20 protein-coding genes and 1 pseudogene are annotated in these 25,828 nt (G+C 71.7%); 10 read left to right on the top strand and 11 right to left on the bottom strand.

What is annotated here, in order from left to right; all coding sequences use genetic code 11:
• Positions 1-48: 48 nt before the first annotated feature.
• A complete protein-coding gene (locus MQE23_RS14145; protein ID WP_037669230.1) occupies positions 49-1,251 on the bottom strand; it encodes a S8 family peptidase in 1,203 nt (400 codons plus the stop codon).
• Positions 1,252-1,541: 290 nt separating this feature from the next.
• On the opposite strand from MQE23_RS14145, the gene MQE23_RS14140 reads away from it, so the two are divergent.
• Entirely contained in the window at positions 1,542-4,163 is a 2,622-nt protein-coding gene (locus MQE23_RS14140; protein WP_037669233.1) for a glycosyltransferase family 1 protein, read from the top strand.
• A gap of 70 nt (positions 4,164-4,233) precedes the next feature.
• On the opposite strand, the gene MQE23_RS14135 is transcribed toward MQE23_RS14140, so the two are convergent.
• The 4 genes and pseudogenes from MQE23_RS14135 to MQE23_RS14120 form a co-directional block, all read right to left on the bottom strand.
• Positions 4,234-4,755, bottom strand: a complete 522-nt coding sequence (locus MQE23_RS14135; protein ID WP_037669256.1) for a DUF1990 domain-containing protein — start codon at positions 4,753-4,755, stop codon at positions 4,234-4,236.
• Positions 4,756-4,823: 68 nt separating this feature from the next.
• Positions 4,824-6,470, bottom strand: a complete 1,647-nt coding sequence (locus tag MQE23_RS14130; RefSeq protein WP_243379319.1) for a M4 family metallopeptidase — start codon at positions 6,468-6,470, stop codon at positions 4,824-4,826.
• 221 nt (positions 6,471-6,691) lie between these two features.
• Positions 6,692-8,752 (bottom strand): M4 family metallopeptidase, encoded by a 2,061-nt coding sequence (locus MQE23_RS14125; protein WP_243379318.1) that lies wholly within the window; start codon positions 8,750-8,752, stop codon positions 6,692-6,694.
• Between the two features lie 170 nt (positions 8,753-8,922).
• Positions 8,923-9,297 (bottom strand): annotated as a pseudogene (locus tag MQE23_RS14120) (ABC transporter ATP-binding protein); the annotation flags it as partial.
• Positions 9,298-9,577: 280 nt separating this feature from the next.
• Here MQE23_RS14120 and MQE23_RS14115 point away from each other — a divergent pair.
• The gene (locus MQE23_RS14115; RefSeq protein ID WP_243379317.1) at positions 9,578-9,967 is read left to right on the top strand and encodes a helix-turn-helix domain-containing protein; all 390 of its coding nucleotides are present in this window, start codon (positions 9,578-9,580) and stop codon (positions 9,965-9,967) included.
• A 39-nt stretch (positions 9,968-10,006) separates the two neighbouring features.
• Here MQE23_RS14115 and MQE23_RS14110 read toward each other — a convergent pair whose 3' ends face one another.
• Complete coding sequence (locus MQE23_RS14110; RefSeq protein ID WP_020272679.1) at positions 10,007-11,887, bottom strand: ABC transporter ATP-binding protein; 1,881 nt, start codon at positions 11,885-11,887, stop codon at positions 10,007-10,009.
• Complete coding sequence (locus MQE23_RS14105; RefSeq protein ID WP_243379316.1) at positions 11,884-13,749, bottom strand: ABC transporter ATP-binding protein; 1,866 nt, start codon at positions 13,747-13,749, stop codon at positions 11,884-11,886. The genes MQE23_RS14110 and MQE23_RS14105 overlap by 4 nt, the downstream gene beginning before the upstream one ends.
• Positions 13,750-13,932: 183 nt before the next feature.
• Here MQE23_RS14105 and MQE23_RS14100 point away from each other — a divergent pair, with 183 nt between their 5' ends.
• The 5 genes from MQE23_RS14100 (at position 13,933) to MQE23_RS14080 (ending at position 18,635) form a co-directional block, all read left to right on the top strand.
• A complete protein-coding gene (locus tag MQE23_RS14100) occupies positions 13,933-14,838 on the top strand; it encodes an ABC transporter ATP-binding protein (protein WP_243379315.1) in 906 nt (301 codons plus the stop codon).
• A complete protein-coding gene (locus MQE23_RS14095; protein WP_243379314.1) occupies positions 14,835-15,584 on the top strand; it encodes an ABC transporter permease in 750 nt (249 codons plus the stop codon). The genes MQE23_RS14100 and MQE23_RS14095 overlap by 4 nt, the downstream gene beginning before the upstream one ends.
• A 25-nt stretch (positions 15,585-15,609) precedes the next feature.
• Complete coding sequence (locus MQE23_RS14090; RefSeq protein WP_243379313.1) at positions 15,610-16,860, top strand: sensor histidine kinase; 1,251 nt, start codon at positions 15,610-15,612, stop codon at positions 16,858-16,860.
• Positions 16,853-17,527 carry a response regulator transcription factor gene (locus MQE23_RS14085; protein WP_020272684.1) on the top strand — a complete coding sequence of 225 codons (675 nt, stop codon included), beginning with the start codon at positions 16,853-16,855 and terminating at the stop codon, positions 17,525-17,527. Before MQE23_RS14090 ends, MQE23_RS14085 begins: the two co-directional genes overlap by 8 nt.
• A 106-nt stretch (positions 17,528-17,633) precedes the next feature.
• Positions 17,634-18,635 (top strand): ScbA/BarX family gamma-butyrolactone biosynthesis protein, encoded by a 1,002-nt coding sequence (locus MQE23_RS14080; protein WP_243382620.1) that lies wholly within the window; start codon positions 17,634-17,636, stop codon positions 18,633-18,635.
• Between the two features lie 75 nt (positions 18,636-18,710).
• Here the strand turns inward: MQE23_RS14080 and MQE23_RS14075 are convergent, their stop codons facing one another.
• The 4 genes from MQE23_RS14075 to MQE23_RS14060 form a co-directional block, all read right to left on the bottom strand.
• Positions 18,711-20,165 carry an MFS transporter gene (locus MQE23_RS14075; protein ID WP_243379312.1) on the bottom strand — a complete coding sequence of 485 codons (1,455 nt, stop codon included), beginning with the start codon at positions 20,163-20,165 and terminating at the stop codon, positions 18,711-18,713.
• A gap of 126 nt (positions 20,166-20,291) precedes the next feature.
• Entirely contained in the window at positions 20,292-20,999 is a 708-nt protein-coding gene (locus MQE23_RS14070; RefSeq protein WP_037669251.1) for a hypothetical protein, read from the bottom strand.
• Positions 21,000-21,127: 128 nt separating this feature from the next.
• The gene (locus MQE23_RS14065; protein WP_243379311.1) at positions 21,128-21,826 is read right to left on the bottom strand and encodes an HAD family phosphatase; all 699 of its coding nucleotides are present in this window, start codon (positions 21,824-21,826) and stop codon (positions 21,128-21,130) included.
• Between the two features lie 62 nt (positions 21,827-21,888).
• Positions 21,889-22,881, bottom strand: a complete 993-nt coding sequence (locus tag MQE23_RS14060) for an aldo/keto reductase (RefSeq protein ID WP_037669253.1) — start codon at positions 22,879-22,881, stop codon at positions 21,889-21,891.
• A gap of 355 nt (positions 22,882-23,236) precedes the next feature.
• On the opposite strand from MQE23_RS14060, the gene MQE23_RS14055 reads away from it, so the two are divergent.
• The 3 genes from MQE23_RS14055 (at position 23,237) to MQE23_RS14045 (ending at position 25,784) form a co-directional block, all read left to right on the top strand.
• Positions 23,237-24,247 carry a beta-ketoacyl-ACP synthase III gene (locus tag MQE23_RS14055; RefSeq protein WP_243379310.1) on the top strand — a complete coding sequence of 337 codons (1,011 nt, stop codon included), beginning with the start codon at positions 23,237-23,239 and terminating at the stop codon, positions 24,245-24,247.
• A 65-nt stretch (positions 24,248-24,312) separates the two neighbouring features.
• Complete coding sequence (locus MQE23_RS14050; protein WP_020272690.1) at positions 24,313-24,552, top strand: phosphopantetheine-binding protein; 240 nt, start codon at positions 24,313-24,315, stop codon at positions 24,550-24,552.
• Positions 24,552-25,784, top strand: coding sequence for a beta-ketoacyl-[acyl-carrier-protein] synthase family protein (locus tag MQE23_RS14045; RefSeq protein WP_020272691.1), 1,233 nt, complete (start codon positions 24,552-24,554; stop codon positions 25,782-25,784). The genes MQE23_RS14050 and MQE23_RS14045 overlap by 1 nt, the downstream gene beginning before the upstream one ends.
• The last annotated feature ends 44 nt before the right edge of the window (positions 25,785-25,828 follow it).

The following is a 25,828-nucleotide window of genomic DNA, read 5'->3' as shown; positions in this document are numbered from 1 at the left end:
CGTCCGCGACGGACGAGGCCGGCCCCTGCGCGTGGCTGCTCCTTCGCCCTAGCCCTGCGGCACCCGCAGTAACTTGTCCGGCGAGCCGGGACCCCGGCCGGAGATCTTCCCGGTCGCCGCTCCCGCGGTCAGAGCCCTCGTGACCTGGGCCGGAGCCGCCTTCGGATGATCGGCCAGATACAGCGCGGCCGCGCCCGCGGCGTGCGGTGCCGCCATCGAAGTACCCGAGAAGGTGACCCGTGCGGTGTCGCTCGCGGCTGACGACGAGGTGATGCCCACGCCCGGGGCGAACAGATCGAGGGCCGGACCGTGATTGGAGAAGGCCGGTTTCGCATCCCTCCGGTCGGTCGCGCCGACCGTGAGCGCCTGCTTGACGCTCGCCGGGGAGTACAGGCCGGCCGGCCTGCCGTCGTTGCCCGCGGCGACCGTGTAGGTGACGCCGGAGGCGATGGAGGCGCGGACGGCGGCGTCCAGCCGCTCGTTGCGCGGGCCGCCCAGACTGAGGTTGGCGACGGCGGGTTTCTTCGCGTGCCGGGTCACCCAGTCGATCCCGGCGATCACCCGGGCCGTGGTGCCCGCCCCCGCCGCGTCGAGGACGCGCACGGAGACGACACGGGCCTGCTTGGCGACACCGTGGGCCCTCCCGGCGACCGTGCCGGCGATGTGTGTGCCGTGGCCGTTGGCGTCCGACGCGACCTTGTCGTTCCCGACGAAGTCCCAGCCGTGGCTCGCCCGGCCGCCGAAGTCCCGGTGCGTGGTCCGGACGCCGGTGTCGATCACGTACACGCTCACCCCGGAGCCGGCCGACTCGGGAGAGGTGTAGCTCCGGTCCAGCGGCAGAGCCGGCTGGTCGACGCGGTCCAGGCCCCAGGAGGGCGGCTCGGCCTGTGTGCGCTCCAGCCGCACGCGGGTGTCCTGGACGACCGAGGCGACCCGGGGGTCGGCGGCGAGCCGCCCGGCCCGTCTCGCGTCGGTCCTGATCGCGTAGCCGTTCAGGACCGTGCCGTAGGTGTGGCTGATGTGCACCCCGTACTTCTCGGCGAGGGCCCGTCCGGCCGCCGACGGAGCCCGTATGCCCTCCTTCAGTGTCACCAGGTAACTTCCGTGCACGGAGCCGGGTTCTCCGGCGCCGAGTATCCGCCCCTCCGGTACGGCGTGCGCGGGCAGGGTGGTGGCCGAAAAAGCCGCGGCACAGATCGCCGCCGCCAAGCCCCCCGTCCAGCGCAGACGCCGTGTGCGCGTCCGTGCCATGGTCCGAGTTCCCCTCCTCGACTCGGCGTACGGCTGCCGCGCGGCGCCGCGTACGGCGGGCGCGGGCCCGGTACGCCAGGGGCAGCCTCTCGTGGCGGGTGAAGCGCCACAAGGACGCCTATGGGGGCGGAATCGGCCATATCCGCGGATGGGCCGGTTCCGGACGATCGGGGATTGGGTGCCGGAGCTTCACCGGAGGCGGCACCGACGCCGGTACTGTCGTAGGTGACGTCGATGAAGCCCTGTGTCAGAACCCTGCGTCATCCTGCGAACGCGCCGAGGTGGAACCCGTGAAGGCGATCCGTCGATTCACCGTCCGACCCGTTCTCCCCGAACCCCTCCGGCCGCTCAGTGATCTGGCCCGCAACCTGCGCTGGTCGTGGCACGCGGAGACCCGTGACCTGTTCCAGTCCGTCGACCCCGAGCGCTGGGCCGCCTCGGGCGGCGACCCGGTCCGGCTGCTGGGCAGCGTGCCGCCCGCGCGGCTCGCGGAGCTGGCCCAGGACCGCCGCTTCCTGCGCCGCCTCGCCGCGGTCGCGGGCGATCTCAACGACTACATGACCGGCGACCGCTGGTACCAGGCCCAGCCCGACGAACTGCCCGCCGCGATCGCCTACTTCTCACCCGAGTTCGGCATCACGGCCGCCCTGCCCCAGTACTCCGGCGGCCTCGGCATCCTGGCCGGCGACCATCTGAAGGCCGCCAGCGACCTCGGTGTCCCGCTGATCGGCGTCGGCCTGCTCTACCGGCACGGCTACTTCCGCCAGACCCTGTCCCGGGACGGCTGGCAGCAGGAGCACTACCCCGTCCTCGACCCCCACGAGCTGCCCGTGGCCCTCCTGGAGGAGCCCGACGGCACCCCCGCCCAGGTCGCCCTCGCCCTGCCCGGCGGCAGGCAGCTGCACGCCCGGATCTGGCTGGCGCAGGTCGGCCGGGTCCCGCTGCTGATGCTGGACTCCGACGTCGAGGAGAACGACCTCGGCGAGCGCGGCGTGACCGACCGGCTCTACGGCGGCGGCAGCGAGCACCGGCTGCTCCAGGAGATGCTCCTCGGCATAGGAGGCGTCCGGGCGGTGCGCACGTACTGCCGGCTCACCGGGCACCCCGCGCCGGAGGTCTTCCACACGAACGAGGGGCATGCCGGGTTCCTCGGCCTGGAGCGGATCGCCGAGCTCTGCGCCGAGGGCCTGGACTTCGACTCGGCGCTGGAGGCGGTCCGCGCCGGGACCGTCTTCACCACCCACACCCCCGTCCCGGCCGGCATCGACCGCTTCGACCGCGAGCTGGTCGCCCGCCACTTCGGCCCCGAAGCCGAGCTGCCCCGCATCGACGTCGGGCGCGTCCTCAAGCTCGGCATGGAGACCTACCCCGGCGGGGAGCCCAACCTGTTCAACATGGCCGTGATGGGCCTGCGCCTCGCCCAGCGCGCCAACGGCGTCTCCCTGCTGCACGGCAACGTCAGCCGCGAGATGTTCTCCGGCCTGTGGCCCGGGTTCGACGCCGACGAGGTGCCGATCACCTCCGTGACCAACGGGGTGCACGCACCCACCTGGGTCGCCCCCGAGGTGTTCCGGCTCGGCGCCCGGCAGATCGGCGTCCACCGTGCCGAGGACGCGCTGACCGTCGGCGGCTCGGACCGCTGGGACGCGGTGGCGGACATCCCCGACCAGGAGATCTGGGAACTGCGGCGGGGCCTGCGCGAGCAGCTCGTGACGGAGGTGCGGGAGCGGCTGCGGGCCTCCTGGCGGCAGCGCGGCGCCGGCACGGCCGAGCTGGGCTGGATCGACGGCGTGCTCGACCCGGACGTCCTCACCATCGGCTTCGCGCGGCGCGTCCCGTCGTACAAGCGCCTGACGCTGATGCTGCGCGACCGCGACCGGCTGATGGACCTGCTGCTGCATCCCGAGCGGCCGGTCCAGATCGTGGTGGCGGGCAAGGCACACCCCGCGGACGACGGCGGGAAGCGGCTGGTGCAGGAGTTGGTGCGGTTCACGGACGATCCGCGGGTACGGCACCGCATCGTGTTCCTGCCGGACTACGGCATGGGGATGGCGCAGAAGCTGTACCCGGGGTGCGACATCTGGCTCAACAACCCTCTTCGCCCACTGGAGGCCTGCGGCACGTCCGGGATGAAGGCCGCCCTCAACGGCTGTCTGAATCTGTCCGTCCTGGACGGCTGGTGGGACGAGTGGTTCCAGCCCGACTTCGGCTGGGCCATCCCCACGGCCGACGGTGTGGGGACCGACCCCGACCACCGCGACGACATAGAGGCCGCGGCGCTGTACGACCTGCTGGAGCAGCGGGTGACGCCGCGCTTCTACGAGCGGGGCGGCCAGAGCGGGCTGCCGGACCGCTGGATCGAGATGGTCCGCCAGACCCTGAGCCTGCTCGGGCCGAAGGTGCTGGCCGGGCGGATGGTCCGCGAGTACGTGGAGCGGCTCTACGCGCCCGCTGCGCTCTCCCACCGGTCCATGGGCCCGGACGCGGCGCGCGATCTCGCCGAGTGGAAGACCAGGGTGCGGGCGGCGTGGCCGGGGGTCACCGTCGACCATGTGGAGACGTCGGCGTCGGCGGCGCTGGCGGAACTGGGTACGACGCTGGGGCTTCGCGTGCGGGTCGGTCTCGGTGAGCTCGGGCCGGACGACGTGGAGGTGCAGGCCGTTTCGGGGCGGGTGGACGAGGAGGACCACATCGCCGACGCGGCGGTCGTTCCGTTGAAGCCGGTCGGGTCCCCCGAGCAGGACGGGCGCTGGGTTTATGAGGGGCCCTTGTCTCTGGATCGCACCGGGCCTTTTGGGTATACGGTGCGGATCCTTCCCGCGCATCGGCTGTTGGCTTCGAGCGCGGAGTTGGGGCTGGTGGCCGGGCCGAGCGAGGAGTTGGTGGAGGCTGCGGGGTTGCTTATGCGGTGAGCGTCGGGGGTGGCAGTGTTCGTGGCCGTCTGAAGGTGCGTTGTGGCTGGTCGCGCAGTTCCCCGCGCCCCTAAGCGTCTGCACCACCCTGCGTTGCCAGGTTCCGTAGGACATTGCCGCACCGCCGCGCATACGCGTGCTGGAAGCCCCTGGTCGCCAGCCCGCCCGCCTTTGCGTACCACTTGGCCGCGCGGCTGAAGGCGTTCACGGTCAGCCAGACCGTGCCGTCACCCGTGCGGTCGACCACGAAGGACTCCTCGCCGCACTCGGGGTGGCCGGGCAGCGTGCCGTAGGCCCAGCCGACGCGGCGGGGTTCCTCGACCGTCCACACCACACGGCAGGGGGCCTTGATCATGCCGGCGAGGGTGACGGTGACGTCGACGCCGGGGGCGGCCCGGTCCGCGCCGGCGTCGATGCCGACGCCCATGGCCCGGTGCATCTCCCAGGTGAGCACCGCCTCCGAGGCCCGGCGGAAGACCTCCTCGCCCTCGCCGAGGCGGGTGCGCACGTTCATGGGATGGAAGCCCGGCGGGCAGAAACCCTCGTCGCGGGTGGCGCCGACATCGGCGTAGGTGAAGTCCTCCGAAGACATGGTCACCAAGAGTAGGGCGGCACCCGGGTCTGCCTTCGGTCCGGGTACCGCCCTCGGCCGTGCTTCGGTCAGCCGACGTTGACGGCGGACCAGGCGGCCGCGACCGCCTTGTACTCCGTGCTGGACGCGCCGTACAGCGCCGAGGCAGCGTTCAGGGTGGCCGTGCGGGCCTGCGCGTACTTGGTCGTCGACGTCATGTACGTCGTCAGCGCCTTGTACCAGATCTGCAGCGCCTTGGTGCGGCCGATGCCGGTGACCGTGGAGCCGTTGGACGTCGGCGAGTTGTAGGTCACGCCGTTGATGGTCTTCGAACCGCTGCCCTCGGACAGCAGGTAGAAGAAGTGGTTGGCGGGGCCGGAGGAGTAGTGCACGTCCAGGCTGCCGAGGCCGGCCGACCAGGCGTCGGCCGAGTCGCCGTCCTTGCTGGGCTTGTCCATGTAGCGCAGCGGGGAGCCGTCGCCGCGGATGTCGATCTCCTCGCCGATGAGGTAGTCACCGACGTCGGAGGCGTTGCCCGCGAAGAACTCCGCGCCCGCGCCGAAGATGTCGCTGGTCGCCTCGTTCAGGCCGCCGGACTCGCCGCTGTAGTTGAGGCGTGCCGTGGCCGAGGTCAGGCCGTGGCTCATCTCGTGGGCGGCCACGTCGAGCGAGGTCAACGGGTGGGTGTTGCCCGAGCCGTCGCCGTAGGTCATGCAGAAGCAGCTGTCCGACCAGAAGGCGTTGACGTAGTTGTTGCCGTAGTGGACGCGCGAGTAGGCCGCCTTGCCGTCGTTGCGGATGCCGCTGCGGCCGAAGGCGCTCTTGTAGAAGTCCCAGGTCACCTGGGCGCCGTAGTGCGCGTCGGCGGCGGCGGTCTCCAGGTTGGACGGGTTGCCGTCGCCCCAGACGTCGTCGGAGCCGGAGAAGAGGGTGCCGGTGCCGGAGGTGCCGCGGTTGAGGTTGTACGTCTTGTGGCCGCCGCGCGTGCCGTCCGTGAGGTTGTACGAGGACCCGGACTTGGTGGTGCCGATGGTGACCTTGCCGCTGTAGGTGGTGTTGCCCGTGCCGGTCTCGATGCCCTGGTACTCGTAGAGCTTCTTGCCGGTGGCGGCGTCGGTGACGACGTGCAGCTCGTTCGGGGTGCCGTCCTCCTGGAGGCCGCCGACGACCGTCTCGTAGGCGAGGGTGGGCTTGCCGTCGGCCGCCCAGATCACCTTGCGGGGCGTGGAGTTCGCCTCGGTCTTCTCCGAGCCGGCCGCCTTGGCGAGGGTCACGGCCTGCTTCTCCGCCTTGGCGGCGGTGACGGCGGGCTTGAGCGAGTCGACCTCGAGCTTCGCCTTCGTCGCTCTGGTGACGCCCTTGGTCACGCCGGACTTCGACTCGTGCACCACGAGGTCGCCACCGAGGACCGGCAGGCCCGCGTAGGTGCGCTCGTAGCGGGTGTGGACCGTGCCGTCGGCGTCCTTCACGATGTCCCTGACGACCAGCTTCTCCTGTTCGCCGAGGCCTATTTCGTCGGCGGTCCCGGCGGCGTCCGCCTGCTGCTCCTTGATCAGGGCGGTGCGGGCGGGCGCGGAGAGCAGGACGGGAGCGGCCGCGAGAGTCGGCTTGGAGGAGGCGTCGGCCGCGGCGCTGCTGCCGGAGGTCAGACCGGTGGTGAGCAGGGCGCCGGCCGCGACGGCGGTGGCGATGGCGAGCGTGGTGCGCTTGTGACGCGCGTAGAGAGAGGTGGACACACAAGCTCCTCGGTGTGGGGGAAGTGCTGTGGTGCTGTGCGGCGGGTGGGGGAAGAGTGGCACTTAAGGCGCGTACATGTCAGGACTGCGCGTGATGTTGGCCGGAAATCGACGACGAGGTGGACGCCCGGCCACGTGACCGGACGCATGAAGCGGGCGCCGTCCCGGGGGAGTCGAACCCACCGGGGCGGCGCCCTGTCCTGGGCAGACCGCGAACGGGCCTACGGGAAGGTGAGCTTCCAGCTGTTGATGTATCCGGTGTCGCGGGCCGCGTTGTCCTGGACCCGCAGCTGCCAGACGCCGTTGGCGGCCTCGGAGGAGGCGTTCACCGTGTAGGTGGTGGCGATGTTGTCCGCGCTGCCGCCGGTGCCGTAGCCCTTCAGCGTGTACGCCGTGCCGTCGGGGGCGACCAGCTCCACCTTGAGGTCACCGATGTAGGTGTGGACGATGTCCACCGCGACCTGGAGGTTGGACGGCGCGTTGCCCGTCCGGCCGGAGACGGTGACCGGCGACGTGACCGCCGCGCCCCGGTCCGGGATCGCCACGTCGGCGGTGTTCTCGAAGGACGTACCGCCGCCGCCTCCGCCGCCCGAGCGGGTGCCGACGTTCACGCCCGCCCACGCGTCCTGGACCGCCTTGTACTCGGCGCTGTCGGTGCCGTAGAGCTCACCGGTCGCCGCGAGGGTGCCGGTACGGGCGCCCGCGTAGTTGGTGGTCGAGGTGAACTTCGTGGTCAGCGCGCGGAACCAGATCTTCTCCGCCTTGTCCCGGCCGATGCCGGTGACCGGAAGGCCGTCCGAGGTGGGCGAGTCGTAGGTGACACCGTTGATGGTCTTGGTGCCGCTGCCCTCGCTCAGCAGGTAGAAGAAGTGGTTCGCGGGGCCCGAGGAGTAGTGCACGTCGATCGAGCCGATGCCCGAGTACCAGGCGTCCTTGGACGAGCCGTCCTTGCTGGGCTTGTCCATGTAGCGCAACGGGGTGCCGTCGCCGTTGATGTCGATCTCCTCGCCGATGAGGTAGTCACCGACGTCGGAGGAGTTCTTGGCGAAGAACTCGACGGTCGCGCCGAAGATGTCGCTGGTCGCCTCGTTCAGACCGCCGGACTCTCCGCTGTAGTTGAGGCCCGCGGTGTTGGAGGTGAGACCGTGGGTCATCTCGTGCGCGGCCACGTCGATCGAGGTGAGCGGGTTCGCGTTGCCCGAGCCGTCGCCGTACGTCATGCAGAAGCAGCTGTCCGACCAGAACGCGTTGACGTAGTTGTTGCCGTAGTGGACGCGGGAGTACGCGCCCACTCCGTCGCCGCGGATGCCGCTGCGGCCGTGCACGTTCTTGTAGTAGTCCCACGTCAGCGCGGCGCCGTAGTGCGCGTCGGCGGCGGCCGACTCCAGGTTGGAGGGGCTGCCGTTGCCCCAGACGTCGTCCGGGCCGGAGAAGAGGGTGCCGGTGCCGGAGGTGCCGCGGTTGAGGTTGTACGTCTTGTGGTTGCCGCGGGCGCCGTCGGTGAGGTTGTACGTCGACCCGGACTGGGTGGTGGTGAGGTCGACGGTGCCGGAGTACACCGTGTTGCCGGTGCCGTTCTCGATGGCCTCCCACGCGTACAGCTTCTCGCCGGTGGTGGCGTCGGTGACGACGTGCAGCTCCTGCGGGGTGCCGTCGTGCTGGAAGCCGCCGACGACCGTCTCGTACGCCACGACCGGCTTGCCGTTCCCGGCCCAGATCACTTTGCGGGGCTCGCGGTTGACGGCCGGGCTCTTGGCGTCCTCGGCCTTCCCCGCGGCCAGGGCCTGCTGCCGGGCCTTCGCGGCGGACACCGCGGCCTTCGTCGTGGCCGGCGTGATGGCGGCGCGGGTGGCCTTCACGACGGACGCGGTGGCATCCGCCTTCGTGCTCTGAACGACCAGGTCGCCACCGAGGACCGGCAGGCCGTCGTAGGTGCGCTCGTAGCGCGTGTGCAGGGTGCCGTCGCGGTCCTTGAGGACGTCGCGGACGACCAGCTTCTCCTTGGCTCCGAGGCCGAGGTCCTTCGCCGTTGCGGCCTTGTCCGCGTCGGCCTCGCGGATCAGGGCGGCGCGCTGGGCGGGGGTGAGCCTGACCGACTCCGAGCCGGGGTTCGCCTTGCTCGCGGCCTGCGGTGCCTTCTCCGGGGCTGCGGTGGCGGTGCCGCTCTGCACGGCGGCGGCGATCAGCGCGGCGACGCCGACGAGGGCCACCGCCGCGGTGCGGCGGGGGGTGTGGGGAGTGCGTCTGTGGGAGCTGCTTCTTCGCGAGGAACTGCTTCTCAACACTGGCTCCTTCTGCGGGACCGGGGGTCGCCCGGCCTGGGGAGGTGGAGGTGTTGCCGTGGGGTTGCCGTGGAGCAGTCGTGGGAAGCGTGGCAGGCGAGTGCGCTTTCTGTCAGGGGCGCGTCAACACTATGGCCGGAAACGGTTCGTTGACCGGAAGTTCATGTTCGCTATGCGGACGGTTCACGGGTGTCGGGCAGGTCCCCGTGCCAGGAGTGCCACAGCGCTGCGTAGGCCCCGCCTGCCGCCACCAGCTCGTCGTGCGTGCCGAGTTCGGTCAGCCGGCCGTCCTCCATCACGGCCCCCCGGTCCGCGTCGTGCGCGGTGTGCAGCCGGTGCGCGACGGCGATGACCGCGCGCCCTTCGAGCACGGCGGCCAGGGCGCGCTCGGTGCGCCGGGCCGCCGTCGGGTCGAGCAGCGCGGTCGCCTCGTCGAGGATCAGCGTGTGCGGGTCCGCCAGCACCACCCGGGCCAGGGCCAGTTGCTGGGCCTGCGAGCCGTCGGTGCGGCAACCGCCCTGGCCCAGGCGGGTGTCCAGGCCCTCGGCAGCTCCCGCACCCTCTGGTTTTCTGGCGGTGGCCGGTCATTCAGGGGCGGTGTGAATGTCTGCGCCCGCGCAACGGGGCGTGGAGCCGGATCGCCGACCAGCGATTCGACGTCTGCCGAGGCGGCGTTGAGGTCGATCTCGAGCAGGTGCAGAATCACGGCGCTGGGGGGGGGGACTGCCAGCTGCCCCGAGGCGCCAGGCCGTGTCGGTCACCCGAGCGGGTGAGTGCCGATCGGCGTCGTGCGCGGGTGGAGAACACGCGGGCTAGGTTCGCGGCATGGCACGGTTTCGTATGTACCCGACGAGCGAACAGGCGGAGCAGATGCTGCTGCACTGCGCGCATGCCCGGTACGTCTGGAACCTCGCTGTCGAGCAGCACGCGCACTGGAAGCCCGGAAGAAATTCCGCTCCCGGTTTCGCGGAGCAGTGCCGTCAGCTCACCGAGGCCCGGCGCGAGAACGAGTGGCTTCGCGCGGGGAACGCGGACGTGCAGCAGCAGGCCCTCAAAGACTTCGCCCAGGCCAAGAACGCCCGCTTCACGTCCGGGTTCGGTGAGCCTGCCTGGCGCCGGAAGTTCCGGCATGAGGGCTTCCGCGTCATCGGCACCGACACGCCCCGGCCGGCCGCACACTGCCAGGGCTGCCGCGTGACCAGTCACCACAGGTAATGGGCGTCGCGACGCCGCGAAGATTCCATCAAAAGGCCTCTACGCCAAACTGTCCCGCCAGGCCCGGTGCAGATCCGCGAACCTGCCCGTGCCGGCGACCAGTCCGGCCGGTTCGCCGTCCTCGACGATCTTTCCGTGTTCCATCACCAGGACCCGGTCCGCGATCTCGACGGTCGACAGCCGGTGCGCGATGACCACGGCCGTACGGCCCTTCAGCACCGTCGCCATCGCCCGCTGCACCGCGCGCTCGCCCGGGACGTCCAGCGAGCTGGTCGCCTCGTCGAGGATCAGCACCGCCGGATCCGCCAGCAAGGCCCGTGCGAACGCGACCAGTTGACGCTGACCGGCCGAGATGCGGCCGCCCCGCTTGCGTACGTCGGTGTCGTAGCCGTCGGGCAGGGAGCCGATGAAGTCGTGCGCGCCGATCTCCTTCGCCGCCCGCTCGATCTCCTCGCGCGTGGCGTCGGGGCGGCCGATCGCGATGTTCTCGGCGACCGTGCCGGAGAACAGGAACGCCTCCTGCGTCACCATGACCACCCCGCGCCGCAGTTCGGGCACGGCGAGGTCGCGCAGGTCGACGCCGTCCAGCAGCACCCGGCCTTCGGAGGGGTCGTAGAACCGGGCCAGCAGCTTGGCCAGCGTCGACTTGCCGGCGCCCGTGGAACCGACGACCGCGACCGTCTGCCCGGCCGGGATCGTCAGGTCGAAACGGGGCAGCACTTCGCCGCCGGTGCGGTAGCCGAAGCGGACGCCGTCGAAGACCACTTCGCGGCCCGGGTGTTCGCTCTCGAGCGGCGGGAGCTGCCGGGGGGTGGCCGGCTCGGGGACCGACGGGGTCTGGGCGAGCAGCCCGGCGATCTTCTCCAGCGAGGCCGCCGCCGACTGGTAGGAGTTGAGGAACATCCCGAGCCGGTCGATGGGGTCGTACAGCCGCCGCAGGTACAGCACGGCCGCCGCCAGCACACCGAGGGCCAGCGTGCCGTCCGCGACCCGGTAGGCGCCCCACAGCACGATCGACGCGACCGCCGTGTTGGCGACCAGCCGGGAACCGGTGACGTAGCGGGCCATCTCCAGCAGCGCGTCGCCGTTGGTCCGCTCGTGCCGCTCGTTGAGCGCGCCGAAGTCCGCGTCGTTGACGGCCTCGCGGCGGAAGGCGCGCACCGGCCGGATGCCGTTCATGGTCTCCACGAACTTGACGATGACGGCCGCGATCGCCGTCGACCGTGCCCGGTACACCCGGCCGGCCCGCCGCTGATACCACCGCACGAGCGCGTAGAGCGGCACCAGGGACGCCACCGCCACACCGCCGAGGCCCAGGTCGAGCCAGAGCAGCATCACCGAGATGTAGACGAAGGACAGGACGACCGTCACGAGCTCCTGAAGGCCCTCGTCCAGCAGCTCACGCAGCGACTCCACGTCCGTCGTGGAGCGGGAGATGAGCCGGCCCGAGGTGTAGCGCTCGTGGAAGTCGACGCTCAGCGCCTGCGCGTGGCGGAAGATCCGGCCGCGCAGGTCCAGCAGTACGTCCTGGCTGACGCGGGCCGCGGCGGCGACGAACGCGAACTGGAGCCCGCCCGCGGCCAGTGCGCACGCCAGATAGCCGACGGCCACCGCGATCAGCGGCCCGTGGTCCTGTGCCCGGAACGCCGGCACGGCACGGTCGATGGCGTACGCCACGAGCAGCGGGCCCGCCTGCACGACCGCCTGCTGGAGCAGCAGCAGGAGCGTGGTGACCGTGACGCGGGCCTTCATGGGCGCGAGCAGGGAGCGCAGCAGTGCGGCGGTGGCGCCCGGAGGCGTGGGCAGGACGTCCCGGTCGAAGGGGTCGCCGGTGGCCGGGGGCCGAGCGCCGGGTGTCCCGCCGTCGGGTTTCTCGTCGCCGGGAGTCCCGTCGGCCGGTGCGGTGGTGGCCGCCGTCATCGTGCGCCCTCCTGTTCGGCTGACTGTGCGGCTGACTGGCCGCCTGACCGGTCGCCTGACCGGTGGCCTGACCTGTCGCCCGGCTGTTCCCCTGACTGTTCGCCGGACATCAAGTGCGCGTACTCGGCGTTCGTACGCAGCAGTTCCTGGTGGGTGCCGACCGCGGTGATCCGGCCACCGGACAGCAGCGCGACCCGGTCGGCGAGCAGCACGGTGGACGGGCGGTGCGCCACGATCAGGGCGGTGGTGTCCGCGAGGACCCGCCGCAGGGCGGCCTCCACGGCGGCCTCGGTGTGCACGTCCAGGGCCGACAGCGGGTCGTCCAGGACGAGGAACTCCGGCTGTCCGACGACAGCTCTGGCCAGTGCGAGGCGCTGCCGCTGCCCGCCGGAGAGGCTGTGGCCCTGCTCGCCCACCTGGGTGTCCGTCCCCTGCGGCAGGGCGTACACGAAGTCCGCCTGGGCGACGGCCAGGGCGCGCTCCAGGTCGGCCGGGCCGGCCGTGTCGTCGGCGCCCATGAGAACGTTGTCGGCGACCGAGGCCGAGAAGAGCGTGGGCTCCTCGAAGGCGACCGCGACCTTGGCGCGCAGCGCCTGCCTGGACAGGCCCGTGATGTCGACGCCGTCGAGGGTGATGCGGCCCGAGGTCACCTCGTAGAAGCGGGGGACGAGCGCGGTGAGGGTCGTCTTGCCGCTGCCCGTCGCGCCGACCAGGGCCATGGATTCGCCCGGGCGGATGTGGAGGTCGACCTCGTCCAGGACGGGAGGGGACTGGGGTGGGGCGTCCGGGTAGCGGAAGGTGACGTCGTGGAAGCGCAGGCCTGCTTGGGCTGCGGGCACCGACGCCGGGTCACCGGCAACCCCCCGCTCCTCCACCTCCTCGTCCATCACCTCGAAATACCGCTCCGTCGCCGTCGCCGCCTCCTGGCTCATCGCCAGCAGGAAGCCGATCGACTCCACCGGCCACCGCAACGCCAGCGCCGTGGACAGGAACGCCACCAGCGTCCCCGCCGACAACCCTCCGTCGGCCACCTGCACCACGCCCACCACCAGTGCCGCCCCGATCGCGACCTCCGGCAGCGTCACGATGACGCCCCAGATCGTCGCCAGCAGCCGCGCCTTGCGCAGCTCCGTGCCGCGCAGCCTCCCCGACAGCTCCCTGAACGCCCGGGCCTGGCTCCGGTGCCGGCCGAAGCCCTTGATGATGCGGATGCCGAGCACGCTCTCCTCGACGACCGTGGTCAGGTCGCCGACCTGGTCCTGGGCCAGCCGGGCCACCCTGGCGTACCGCTTCTCGAAGATCACGCAGGTGACCATGACGGGCACGGCGGGCCCGAGGATCACCAGCCCCAGGGTCCAGTCCTGGAGGAGCATGATGACCACGCCGACGAGGATCGTCACGCCGTTGACCAGCAGGAACGTCAGCGGGAAGGCGAGGAACATGCGCAGCAGCATCAGGTCCGTCGTCCCCCGGGACAGCAACTGCCCCGAGGCCCACCGGTCGTGGAAGGCCACCGGCAGCCGCTGCAGGTGCCGGTACAGAGCCGCCCGCATGGACGCCTCGACGTGGGAGAGCGGCCGGGCCACCAGCCACCGCCGCAGCCCGAACAGCAGGGCCTCGGCGAAGCCGAGCAGCAGCAGGTACAGCGCGCCGAGCCAGACCCCGCCCGGGTCCCGGTCGGCGATCGGCCCGTCCACCATCCACTTCAGGACGAGCGGGATCACCAGGCCCACGCAGGAGGCCAGTATCGCGACGAACGCGGCGGTGAACAGCCGCACCCGCACGGGCCGCACATACGGCCACAGGCGCAGCAGCGTACGCACGGTGGGACGGTCCTGGGCGGGGGCGGGTGTCGTGGCCATCAGCAGCGAGCCTACGGATCGCCACTGACACTGCCCACCGAGTTTCCGCCGTACCGGACTCGGCCGTTGGTCCTACGACCTGCGATTTCGAGGGGTCGTACGCCGGCATCAGCCGATCGGCTGATGCCCGTTCGAGCGCGACGGCCGATGCGCCGGCCCGGCCCGCCCCGGGACCCTCGACGCATGTCCGTCATCGAAGTCACCGACCTGCGCAAGGCCTACGCCGGCCGCCCGGCCGTCGACGGTGTCTCCTTCGCCGTCGAGGAGGGCGAGATCTTCGGCATCCTCGGCCCCAACGGCGCCGGAAAGACCACCACCGTGGAGTGTGTCGAGGGGCTGCGCGTTCCCGACTCCGGCCGGGTCCGCGTCACCGGCCTCGACCCCGTCACCGAGCACGAGGCCACCCGCCGCGTCCTCGGCGCGCAGCTCCAGGAGAGCGAGCTCCAGGCGAAGCTCACCGTCCGCGAGGCGCTGGAGCTGTACAGCGCCTTCTATCCGAGCCCGCTCGACTGGCGGCCCCTCGCCGAACGCCTCGGTCTCACGGCCAAGTTGACGACCCGGTTCGCCAAGCTCTCCGGCGGCCAGAAGCAGCGGCTGTTCATCGCGCTCGCCCTGGTGGGCAACCCCAGGGCCGTCGTCCTGGACGAGCTCACGACAGGCCTCGACCCGCGCGCCCGCCGCGACACCTGGGAGCTGATCGAGGACATCCGCGCGAACGGCGTGACCGTCCTCCTCGTCACCCACTTCATGGAGGAGGCGCAGCGGCTGTGCGACCGGATCGCCGTGATCGACAAGGGCCGGGTGGCCGCCCTGGACACCCCGGCCGGCCTGATCCGCCGCTCGGCGGGCTCCACCGTCATCAGCTTCACCCCGTCCGCCCCGCTGGACGACCGTGACCTGAACGCGCTGCCCGCGCTCGCGTCGGTCGAGCACAAGGACGGCCGCGTCACCCTGGCCGGCACCGACGAGACCGTCAACGCCGTCATCTCCCTCCTCGCCCGCAGCCGCGTCACGGCCCACCAGCTCCGGGTCACCGACGCCACCCTGGACGACGCGTTCCTCGACCTCACGAAGGAGACAGCGGCATGAGCACGGCCCTGGTCAACACCGCCGTACTGAAGAGCGAGATCCGCCTGTTCCGCCGGGAGCCCGGCAGCCTCTTCTGGATCCTGGTGTTCCCGACCCTGCTGCTGGTGATCCTCGGCTCCATCCCGTCCTTCCGGGAAGCCGACCCGTCCTTCGGCGGGCTGCGCCCGGTCGACGGCTACGTCCCGGTGAGCGTGCTGCTCGGCCTGATCATGGGCGGCATCCAGGCGATGCCGCAGACCCTCACCGGCTACCGCGAGCGCGGCATCCTGCGCCGGATGTCCACGACCCCGGTCCGCCCCGCCGCCCTGCTGTCCGCGCAGATGCTGCTGTACGGCGGGGCCGCCCTGGTCTCGGCGCTGCTCGCCCTCACGGTCGGCCGGCTCGCCTTCGCCGTACGTCTGCCACGGCAGGGCTTCGGATACGCCCTCGCCCTGCTCCTGGCCGTGCTGGCCGCCCTCGCGCTGGGCGCGGTGATCTGCGCGCTGTCCCGGTCCACGAAGATCGCCGGCGCCATCGGGTCGGCGGTGTTCTTCCCGGCGATGTTCTGCGCGGGGGTGTGGATGCCGGTGCAGACCATGCCGGACGCACTGGCGCGCTCCGTCGGCCTCACGCCGTTCGGCGCGGCGGCCGAGGCCCTGAACCGGGCCGCCGCGGGGGACTGGCCGGGTTGGGGGCACCTGGGAGTGCTCGTGGCCTGGACCGTGCTGCTGACGGCCGGCGCCTCGCGCTGGTTCCGCTGGGAGTAGGCGAAGGGCCGTGCACACTGAGGAGATGACCTCGGCGGACGAGCAGATCGAGCACCGTCAGAACCAGTTCCACACCTGGGGCGTCTACGGACTGCTCGCCGTCTCCACCCTCCTCTCGGTCGCCGCGCACGAGCTGATGACGAGCCCGGCCGAGTGGTACGCGGCCGGGGCGCTGGTCGTCGCCGCGGTGCTCCTCCAGCTGTGGCACGGGCCCCGCCGCGGCCGCCGGACGCCGTCCGCCCGCGGAACCGTCTACTACGTGCTGCGCTGGGCCGTCTCCTTCGTCCTCACGTGGCTGAACCCGTTCTTCGGGTTCTACGCGTCCACCGGCTACTTCGACAGCGACGAGCTGATCCGCGGAAAGCGCCGGCAGTGGCTCGGTCTCCTGGCCACCGTCGTCGTGGTGGCGGGCTCGCAGTCCGGCGGGATGCCGATCCGCAGCCCGACCCAGTGGCTGCTGTTCGGCGGGCTGCTGGGCGCGAACTTCGGCCTGCTGACGGTGGTCGGCCACATCACCCAGCAGGAGGAACAGCGCTCCCGCGAGCGGGCGGTCACCATCAGCGAACTCGAACGCACCAACGCCGCCCTGCAACAGGCCCTCGACGAGAACGCCGCCCTGCACGCCCAGCTCCTCGTCCAGGCCCGGGAGGCGGGCGTCGCCGACGAACGCCGGCGGCTTGCCGCCGAGATCCACGACACCATCGCCCAGGGGCTGACCGGCATCATCGCCCAGCTCCAGGTCGTCGCGAACGCCCCCGACCTGGCAGTGGCCCGCACGCACCTGGAACGCGCCTCGGACCTCGCCCGGCACAGCCTCGGCGAGGCCCGCCGCTCCGTGCACAACCTCGCCCCCGTGGAGCTGACCGACGCCGGGCTGCCGGAAGCCCTGAAGAAGACGGTCGCCGAGTGGCGTGAACGGACGGGCGTACGCGCCGAGTTCACGGTCACCGGCACCGCCGAGCAGCTCCACGAGGAAGTCGCGGCCACCCTCCTGCGGATCGTCCAGGAGGCCCTCTCCAACGCCTCCCGGCACGCGTCCGCCGGCCGTGTCGGAGTCACCCTGTCCTTCCTCGGCGACCAGGTGATCCTCGACATCCGCGACGACGGCAGCGGCTTCGACCCCCTCACCGTCCCCGCCCGCACCCGCTCCGGCGGCTTCGGCCTCGACGGCATGCGTGCCCGAGCCGAACGCATCGCCGGCTCCCTCACCGTCGAGTCCGAGCCGGGCCACGGTACGGCGGTCTCCGCTCGCGTACCGTTGGTCCGCCATGACTGAAGACGCCGCCAAGGGTGACGCCGCTGCGGGCGACGCCGCGATCACCCTGCTCATCGTCGACGACCACCCCGTCGTACGGGACGGACTGCGCGGCATGTTCGAGTCCGCGCCGGGCTTCCGGGTCCTGGGGGAGGCATCGAACGGCGTCGAGGCGCTCTCGCTCGCCGCCGGCCTCGATCCGGACGTGATCCTGATGGACCTGCGCATGCCGGGCGGCGGGGGAGTGGACGCCATCCGCACCCTGACCCGCACCGGCGCCCGCGCCAAGGTCCTCGTCCTCACCACTTACGACACCGACTCGGACACCCTCCCCGCGATCGAGGCGGGCGCCACCGGCTACCTGCTGAAGGACGCGCCCCGCGAGGAGCTGTTCACCGCCGTACGGGCGGCGGCGCAGGGCCGTACGGTCCTCTCCCCGGCCGTGGCCTCCCGCCTGGTCTCCGCCGTCCGCACTCCCAGGACGCCCGGCAACGAGCCGCTCTCCGCGCGCGAACGCGAGGTGCTGGCCCTGGTCGCCAAGGGCACGTCCAACCGCGAGATCGCCCGCGAGCTGTTCATCAGCGAGGCGACCGTGAAGACCCACCTCACCCATCTGTACGCCAAGCTCGGCGTCAAGGACCGCGCGGCGGCGGTGGCGGTGGCGTACGACCGGGGGATCCTCGGCTAGCCCTCCTCGGTGAGGCGTGATGGGCGCGTGAGGTGTGCGTGAGCCGTCGCTGGGAGCGTGGCTGTCGTCAAGCACAGTCTGTACAAAGGGGATTCGCGTGACCGTGATGGCCGAGACGGACCGTGTGGGAGCCGCGCTGCGTGCGCTCACGTTCGAGCACACCGTGGCGAAAGGGCTCGTGCACCGGCGGGCACTGTCGGAGGTGTTCCTGACCGACAGCAGGGCGGTCGACGACGACCACTTCGTGGCCGGAGCGCAACTGCCGCCGTCCCACGCCTACTACACCGACCACACGACCCGCTCCGCGGTCGATCCGCTGTTCCTGCTGGAGTGCTGCCGCCAGGCCGAGACGCACGCGGTGCACGCGCACTTCGGGGCACCGAACGGCACCAAGTTCGTCCTCCAGCAGTGGTCGATGGACCTGCCGGGCCTCACCGCGCTGGAGCGGGCCCACGGGCCGGCCGAGGTGACGGTCGCGGCCACGACGCACGACGCCCAGTGGGTCGGGGGGTCGCTGCGCGGTCTGCGGTACCGCATGGCGATCACCGTGTCCGGGCAGCCGGTGGGCGAGGTGACGATGCGGGTGAAGTACGTCGCCGACAGCGTGTACGGGATGCTCCGCGGCCGACGGGACGGCGGGAGCACGCCGACGTCCGAGTCGTACCGCAGGCCGGCCCCGGAGGGCCTCGTGAGGCCCGGGCGCGTGGGCCGGGAGCGGCCGGAGAACGTGGTGCTGCTCGACCCGGTCACCGAGGGCCGGCAGGTCCGGGCACGGCTGCTGGTGGCCGGCGGGCACCCCAGCCTGTTCGACCACGCCCAGGACCACGTGCCCGGCATGGTGCTGATGGAGGCGGGACGGCAGACCGCCCTGCTGACCGCCGAGGAGCTCTTCGGGGCCCCGGCGGCGTCATGGTCGCTCACCGGTCTCGAGGCCTCGTTCGGCGCCTACGCGGAACTCGACGAGCCCCTGACGGTGGTCGGCGACGGCCACGAGCAGGCGGCCGACGCCGCCGGGACCGTCTCGATCCCCGTGACGTTCGAACAGGGCGGGCGCTGCGTCGCCCGGGCCGCCTTCAGGCTGGAACGCGGCGGCAGCGCGGGACGGTGACCGAGAAAGACCGTCCGGACCCCGCGAGGTGGGGTCCGGACGGTCTTTCTCGTTCCGTGGGGGAGCGGGGAGGGGTCATCCCTCCTGAGCGGTGGAGGACTGGTCCAGGTCACGGTCACGGACCATCGTGAAGATGGCGATCGCCCCGGCGAGGGCCACACAGGCCAGCACCACGTAGACGACGCCCCAGCCGTGCTGGAGACCCTGGACCGCCCGGTCCACCAGGTCCTGCCCACCACTCGCGCGTACGGAACCCAGCCGGCCCTGGACCACGTCGTCGGCCATCGCACCGTCGCCCGCGGACAGTTGCCGGCGGGTCGAGGTGAGCAGCAGCCCGCCCACACACGCCACGCCGATCGTCTCGCCGGCGACCCGGAGGGTGTTGAACATGCCCGACGCCATACCGCTGCGCTCGGCCGGCACCACGCTGACCGCCGCGTTGTCCATGACGCCGAAGGCGAGACCGATACCGACCCCGGCCAGCAGCAGCGCCGCGTACAGCCCGGTACGGGACGACACCGGGTCGGTGAACGTCATCAGCAACAGCGCGACGGCCAGCACCGCCGGTCCGACGGCCAGCAGCATCCGAACGGACAGCAACCGCACCAGCGTGCCGGTGAACAGCGGCAGGACGAAGACCGGCAGCGTCAGCGGCAGCAGCATCGCTCCGGACATCGTCGAGCCCGCGCCGCCCGCGCCCTGGAAGTAGGGCGGCAGGTAGACGAGCAGGGCCGCGAACGCGAAGACGATGCTCACCGGCTGCCAGATGATGGCGACGAACGTGGGACGCCGCAGCAGGCTCAGGTCGAACATCGGCTCGGCGACGCGCAGTTCGACCACGACGAACAGGGCGAGGAACAGCGCCGCACCCGCGAAGGAGCCGAGCGTGACGATGCCGCCCCATCCCTGTGAGGGCCCCTCGACGAAGCCCAGGGCGAGCAGCATGAGGGCCAGGGTGAAGGTCAGCACGCCGGGCAGGTCGATGCGCCGCGCACCCGGGTTCTTCGACTCGGGCATCGGCCGGGCCAGGACGAGCACGACCGCGCCGAGCACGACGTTGACCAGGAACACGGCGTGCCAGGACGCGACGCCCACCAGCAGACCGGACACGAACGGGCCCATCGCCAGGCCGAACCCGATCGAGGCGCCGAAGATGCCGAAGGCCCTGGCCCGGGCAGCTCCGCTGAACGTGTGGGCGAGCAGCGCGGAACCGCTGGTCAGCACCGCGGCCGCGCCCATGCCCTGGACGAAGCGCGCCAGGTCCACGAGCAGGATGGTGGGCGCGGTACCCGCGACGAGCGAGGCCAGCGCGAAGACGGCCGTGCCGCTCAGGAACAGGCGGCGGCGCCCGAAGAGGTCGGCCGCGGAACCGGCCGCGAGCATGAAGGCGGTGAACGCCACGTTGTAGGCGTTCAGCACCCACTGGGTGGAGGCGGCCGAGGCGTGCAGCGCGCCGGACATGTCGGCGAGGGCGACTCCCGGCCCCGTGACGGAGATGGGCAGCATCACGGCGGCCAGAGCGATGGCCACCAGTACACGCGTGGGACCGGGGGCGGTCTCCGCAGGGACGGTCCTGGGTGGTGACAGCTCGGAATCAGCAAGTGACTGGGACATCGAAACCTATCAATCCTGGGGCAACTTGGGTCGGGTGCGTGGTCAGAGCCGGGAGGCCGGCAGCGGGGCCGGCCGGTCGTCCTCGGCGGTGAGGAGAGCGCCGAGCTCCGCGAACGAGGTCACCTGCGCGTCGATGAAGGATTCGAACGCCGACACGTCGTCGTCCGAGAAGACCGCGCCGCGCATCAGCACCGTACGCAGTCCCGCGATCTTGGCCGCGCGCAGGGCGAGCGGGGAGTCGTCCACCAGCAGCCACTGCCCCGGGTCCACCTCGCCCTCGGCCGCGAGCAGCGCCGCGTAGGTGTCCGGATCGGCCTTGGAGGCGTGGTCGAGCGCCACGTAGTCCTCGGGCCGGAACAGCCCGTCGAGCAGCGAGCGGCGCGCGGTGGTGCGGTCCATCGTGGAGAAGACCCGCAACCGCACATCCCGCGCACGCTGCTGCGCGCAGAACGCCTCCACGCCCTCGCCGAGGGCCAGCGGCGTGCCCCGGACGGCGGTCAGCGACCTGAGGGCGTCGATCTCGGCGCTGAGGTGCTGCTCGATGCCGAGGCCCGCGAACAGCACGCGCAGGCTCTCCCGCTGGGGAAAGGTGCTGATGGCCTTGAACTGCGTGACCGTCGCCTCGATCGGCAACTCCGTGTGGCGGTTGATGCCTTCGTGCAGGGCGAGCAGCAGCAGGCTCGACGCGTTCAGGCTCAGCACTCCGTCGAAGTCCAGCAACACGGTCTGCGGGGAAGCGGCGCGGTCCAAGGCGTAACTCCTGGGTGTTTGAGGGGCGCGGCCGGAAGGGCCGGGACCGCGCGGGGAAGGGGAGGGGCGCCGTCGGCGCCGGACCGGCCGGGGGAAGGGCGGTCCGGCACGCGGGGCGGCGCGTGGGGTCAGTCGCGCCAGACGGAGTGCGCGGCGGCCTCGGCGTCGAGGGTGCGCAGCAGCTCCTCGTCGATGGAGTGCAGCGAGTCGACGATGTGCCGGGCGCCGCTCTCGCGCATCAGCTGGGGCTGGAAGCTGTGCTCGAAGGAGCTGGGGTGCCCGATGAAGGGGATGTCGAGGGCCTTGGCGACCTCCGCCACCCGGGCCACGTCGTCGATGAACAGCACCTCGTCGTGCTTCAGGCCGAAGATCTCGGTGGTGATCTCGCGCAGGCCGGGGCGGAAGTCGTTGGTGCAGACGTAGCCGGGCTCGTCGAAGAGGTCGGCGTGCTCGCCCAGGAAGTGGTCGAAGTGAGACTTGTCGAGGCCGCCGTAGCTGACCGTCTTCAGTCCCAGCCCGCGCAGCCGGCGCAGCAGGTCGATCGCGCCGTCGAGCAGCTCGACCGGGTGCTCGCGGGTGTACTCCTCCCGCTCCTTGAAGTAGACGTCGATCGCCTCCTGGGCGGTCCACGGCACGCGTGCCGCGTTCGCCATGCCCTGGCCGCCGACGAGCTGCGGCTGGGAGAAGATGCTGCGCTCGACGTCGGCGGTGTACTCGCCGCCACGGCTGACGATGAAGTTGTGGATGACGGGGCTGAAGGTGTCGTTCAGCAGGACGCCGTCGATGTTGACGGCGGCCAGCTTGAGCTGCTTGAGCTTGTCTGCCATGGGATTCCTCGTTACGTAGTCAAAAGAGGGTGAAGAGCGGAGGGAGGGAAGAGCGAACCGAGTCAGTGGCCGACGGTCGCCATGCCCGCCGGGTCGTAGCGCTCGCCGGAGACGACGTCGTGGGGCACCGCGGCCGACACGGCGGCCAGTTGCTCGTCGGTGAGCCGCAGTTCCGCGGCGGCGACGTTCTCGCGCAGGTAGCCGATCCGGCGCGTGCCCGGGATGGGGACGATGTCGTCGCCCTGGGCCAGCAGCCAGGCCAGGGCCAGCTGTACGGGGCTGCACCCGTAGAGCGCCGCGAGCTCGCGCAGCCGCTCGACCATCCGGATGTTGCGCGCCAGGTGCTCCTGCTGGAAGCGGGGGTGCGAGTGCCGGAAGTCGGTGGGGTCAAGGTCCTCGGGCCGGCTGATCGCACCGGTCAGGAAGCCCCGCCCGATCGGCGAGTACGCCACGAGCGACGTGCCCAGCTCCCGGGCCACCGGCAGGACTTCGGCCTCCACCTCGCGGGTCCACAGCGAGTACTCGGTCTGCAGGGCCGCGATGGGGTGGACGGCGTGCGCCCTGCGCAGGGTCTGCGCGGTCACCTCGGACAGCCCCAGGTGCCCGACCTTGCCGGCCCGCACGAGCTCCGCCATGGCTCCGACCGTCTCCTCGACGGGGATGTCGGGGCTCTTGCGGTGGAGGTAGTAGAGGTCGATGTGGTCGACGCCCAGGCGCTTGAGCGAGGCGTCGACGGACCGTCGGCAGTGCTCCGGGCTGGAGTCGATGTTCCGGCCCTGCCTCGGGTCGCTGTCGTCGCGCCGGATGCCGAACTTGGTCGCGAGGACCACCTGGTCGCGGCGGCCCGCGATGGCCCGGCCCACCAGCTGCTCGTTGTGGCCCTTGCCGTACATGTCGGCGGTGTCGAGCAACGTGACCCCGCTGTCCAGGGCCGCCTGGAGGGTCGCCAGGCTCTGGGCCTCGTCGGTCGGACCGTAGAACTCCGACATCCCCATGCAGCCGAGACCGATGGCGGAGACCACCGGGCCGTTCGTGCCAATCCTGCGTTGCTGCACTCAGTTCTCCTCGTGCGCGGTCGTGAGCGGGGTCGTGAGAAGGCGTGTCCGGAGCGCGGTCGCCTGCACCGCGGCGCAGGGCCGCCGCCGGACGCATTCCAGGCTGGCAGCGCGTACTTACGCACCACTCATGTGCCGCTCACGGCCGACGTGAGCGGCACATGTCCCCTGCGTGGGCCGCTCGTGAGGGAAAGCGGAGCCCGCGTTGTCAGGGTGAGAACTCCGACGGCGCCACAGCACATCGGTGCACCACGACAGCAGCCAGGAGGAACGACGCAGTGACGGCTACGACAGCGACAACGGCTGTGGCTGACAGCAACACCCCGAACGACTCCCACGGTGACGGGGACGCCGGATGACGGGGTCGGACCGCGCGGCGGTCGTCGCCGGCCTGGGCGCCTGGGTCCCGCCCACGGTGGTCACCAACGACGACCTCGCCCGGCAACTGGACACCTCGGACGAGTGGATCAGCAGCCGGACCGGGATCCGCCGGCGGCACGTCATCGACCCGGGCGGATCGACGGGCGACCTCGCCGTCGAGGCCGGGCGCAGGGCCCTGAAGTCCGCGGGCGAGGAGCGGGCCGACGTCGTCGTGGTCGCCACCAGCACCCCGGACCGCCCCTGCCCGGCCACCGCGCCCGAGGTCGCCGACCGGCTGGGTCTCGGCGGGGTCGGCGCGTTCGACATCGCCGCCGTGTGCACGGGCTTCGTCTACGCGCTGGGGGCGGCGGCCGGTTTCGTCCAGGCGGGCTTCGCCCGCTCCGTCCTGGTCATCGGGGCGGACACCTTCTCCACCATCCTCAACCCGGCCGACCGTACGACCCGGGCCATTTTCGGGGACGGCGCCGGAGCGGTGTACCTGCGCGCCGGCGCGGCGACGGAGCCGGGCGCCCTGAAGGGACTCCACCTCGGCAGCGACGGCGGCCAGAGCGACCTCATCCAGGTGGCCGCCGGCGGTTCACGGCAGCGGTCCACCGGCCGGCCGGCCGCGGCGGACGCCGGCTACTTCACCATGGAGGGCCGCCCGGTGTTCGCGGAGGCCGTGCGCCACATGGCGGCCTCCGTGACGACGACGGCCGGCGCCGCGGGCTGGGCGGTCGAGGACATCGACAAGGTCGTCCTCCACCAGGCCAACGCGCGCATCCTGGCAGCGGTCGCCGAGCGCATCGACGTACCGCTCGAACGGTTCCCCGCCAACATCGAGCGGGTCGGGAACACCGTCGCGGCCTCGATCCCGCTGGCCCTGGCCGACGCGTCGGCCGACGGCGAACTGCGCCCCGGCCAGCGCGTCGTGCTCGGCGGGTTCGGCGGGGGACTCACCTGGGGGTCGGTGGCGCTCGTGTGGCCCGACATCACGGCGGCCTGACGCCTGCCCCTCCCATCACAGCCACCCTCACCTCTCATCACTCACCGATCACAAGGAGACACACCATGCAGGCGATCGCGGAGCGGGTCTCGGTCCTTCTCTCCGACCAGTTCAAGGTCAAGCCGGAGATCATCGCGTCCGAGGTGACGCTCGGCAAGCTGTCCTTCGACTCCCTGGTCCTGATCGAGCTCGGCCTCGTCCTGGACAAGGAGTTCGGGGTCGAGATAGCGGACGGTGAGCTCACCGAGGAGCACACCCTGGACGACCTGGTCCAGCTGCTGTCGGCCAAGGGAGCGGCGGTCTGATGGCGGACGGTCCCACACACGGCACGGCCGTCACCGGCCTGGGCCTGGTGACCCCGGCCGGAATCGGCCTGGAGGAGAACTGGGAGCGGGTGCTGTCCGGACGCTCCTGCGCCACGCGCGACCCCGCACTCACCGAGCTGTCGGTCGACTTCTCCTGCCGGGTACCGGGTTTCGACGCCGGTGAACTGCTGGGCGGCTTCGCCGGCTGGCAGCTGGAGCGCTTCGTCCAACTCGCCCTCGTGGCCTCCCGGATGGCCGTCGCCGACGCCGGATGGGACTCAACGACCTGGGACGGCACCCGGGTCGGGGTGGTGCTCGGCAACTCGCTCGGCGGCGCCGCCACCTTCGCGGAGCAGCACGACACGCTGCGCGAGCGCGGCGCCGCCAAGGTCTCGCCCCTGCTGGTGACGAAGTACATGCCGAACATGCTCGCCGGCTATGTGGCGATCGACGTCGGTGCCCGGGGGCCGAGTCTGGTCACCGCCACCGCGTGCGCGTCCGGGGCGACCGCCATCGGCACCGCCCGGGACCTGCTGCGCTCCGGTGCCTGCGACATCGTGCTGGCGGGTGCCAGTGAGTCAGCGCTCACCCCGACGGTGATGGCCGGGCTGTGCAAGATGGGCGCCCTGTCCAAGTCGGGGGACGCGCCCGAGCACGCCGGCAAACCGTTCGATGCGGAACGGGACGGTTTCGTGGCCGCCGAGGCGGCCGGCGTGCTGGTCCTGGAACGGGAGGCCGATGCCCGCGCCAGGGGTGCGAGGATCCGCGCCGTAGTCAGCGGCTACGGATCCTCCTCCGACGCCCACCACGCCACCGCCCCGCACCCCGACGGGGAGGGCATCGAGCGGGCCCTGCGCGCCGCCCTGGCGGACGCGGGCGCCGGCCCCGCCGACGTCCGCCACGTCAACGCGCACGGCACCGCCACCGCGATGAACGACCTCGTCGAGGGCAGGATGCTGCGCCGCGTCCTGGGCGACACGCCCCTGGTCACGTCGACCAAGGGGGTCACCGGCCATGCGCTGGCCGCCGCGGGCGCCATCGAGGCGGCGTACACGGTGCTGGCCGTGCAGCACGGCACGGTGCCGCCCACGGCGAACCTGAAGAACCCGGACCCCGCCATCGAGCTGGACGTGGTCAGCGGCGAACCCCGCACCACCCCGGTGGACGTCGCCGTCAGCACGTCGCTGGGGTTCGGCGGCCACAACGCCGCGCTCGTCATCACGTCGGCCTGAGTCCGGCGCCGCGAGGTCCGCGCCGGGCGGGGAGCATGCTCCCC

Origin of the sequence: Streptomyces sp. HP-A2021 (assembly GCF_022807935.1) — a bacterium.
In the GTDB taxonomy this organism is placed as follows: Bacteria; Actinomycetota; Actinomycetes; order Streptomycetales; family Streptomycetaceae; genus Streptomyces; species Streptomyces afghaniensis.
This window is presented reverse-complemented; position numbering and strand designations above follow the sequence as displayed.

Bases quoted from the DNA above. Each gene is read 5' to 3' on its own strand.
- MQE23_RS14145 (WP_037669230.1), bottom strand. From the start codon at position 1,251: ATGGCACGGACGCGCACACGGCGTCTGCGCTGGACGGGGGGCTTGGCG.
- MQE23_RS14135 (WP_037669256.1), bottom strand. From the start codon at position 4,755: ATGTCTTCGGAGGACTTCACCTACGCCGATGTCGGCGCCACCCGCGAC.
- MQE23_RS14115 (WP_243379317.1), top strand. From the start codon at position 9,578: ATGGCACGGTTTCGTATGTACCCGACGAGCGAACAGGCGGAGCAGATG.
- MQE23_RS14110 (WP_020272679.1), bottom strand. From the start codon at position 11,887: ATGACGGCGGCCACCACCGCACCGGCCGACGGGACTCCCGGCGACGAG.
- MQE23_RS14105 (WP_243379316.1), bottom strand. From the start codon at position 13,749: ATGGCCACGACACCCGCCCCCGCCCAGGACCGTCCCACCGTGCGTACG.
- MQE23_RS14100 (WP_243379315.1), top strand. From the start codon at position 13,933: ATGTCCGTCATCGAAGTCACCGACCTGCGCAAGGCCTACGCCGGCCGC.
- MQE23_RS14095 (WP_243379314.1), top strand. From the start codon at position 14,835: ATGAGCACGGCCCTGGTCAACACCGCCGTACTGAAGAGCGAGATCCGC.
- MQE23_RS14090 (WP_243379313.1), top strand. From the start codon at position 15,610: ATGACCTCGGCGGACGAGCAGATCGAGCACCGTCAGAACCAGTTCCAC.
- MQE23_RS14085 (WP_020272684.1), top strand. From the start codon at position 16,853: ATGACTGAAGACGCCGCCAAGGGTGACGCCGCTGCGGGCGACGCCGCG.
- MQE23_RS14080 (WP_243382620.1), top strand. From the start codon at position 17,634: ATGGCCGAGACGGACCGTGTGGGAGCCGCGCTGCGTGCGCTCACGTTC.
- MQE23_RS14065 (WP_243379311.1), bottom strand. From the start codon at position 21,826: ATGGCAGACAAGCTCAAGCAGCTCAAGCTGGCCGCCGTCAACATCGAC.
- MQE23_RS14055 (WP_243379310.1), top strand. From the start codon at position 23,237: ATGACGGGGTCGGACCGCGCGGCGGTCGTCGCCGGCCTGGGCGCCTGG.
- MQE23_RS14050 (WP_020272690.1), top strand. From the start codon at position 24,313: ATGCAGGCGATCGCGGAGCGGGTCTCGGTCCTTCTCTCCGACCAGTTC.
- MQE23_RS14045 (WP_020272691.1), top strand. From the start codon at position 24,552: ATGGCGGACGGTCCCACACACGGCACGGCCGTCACCGGCCTGGGCCTG.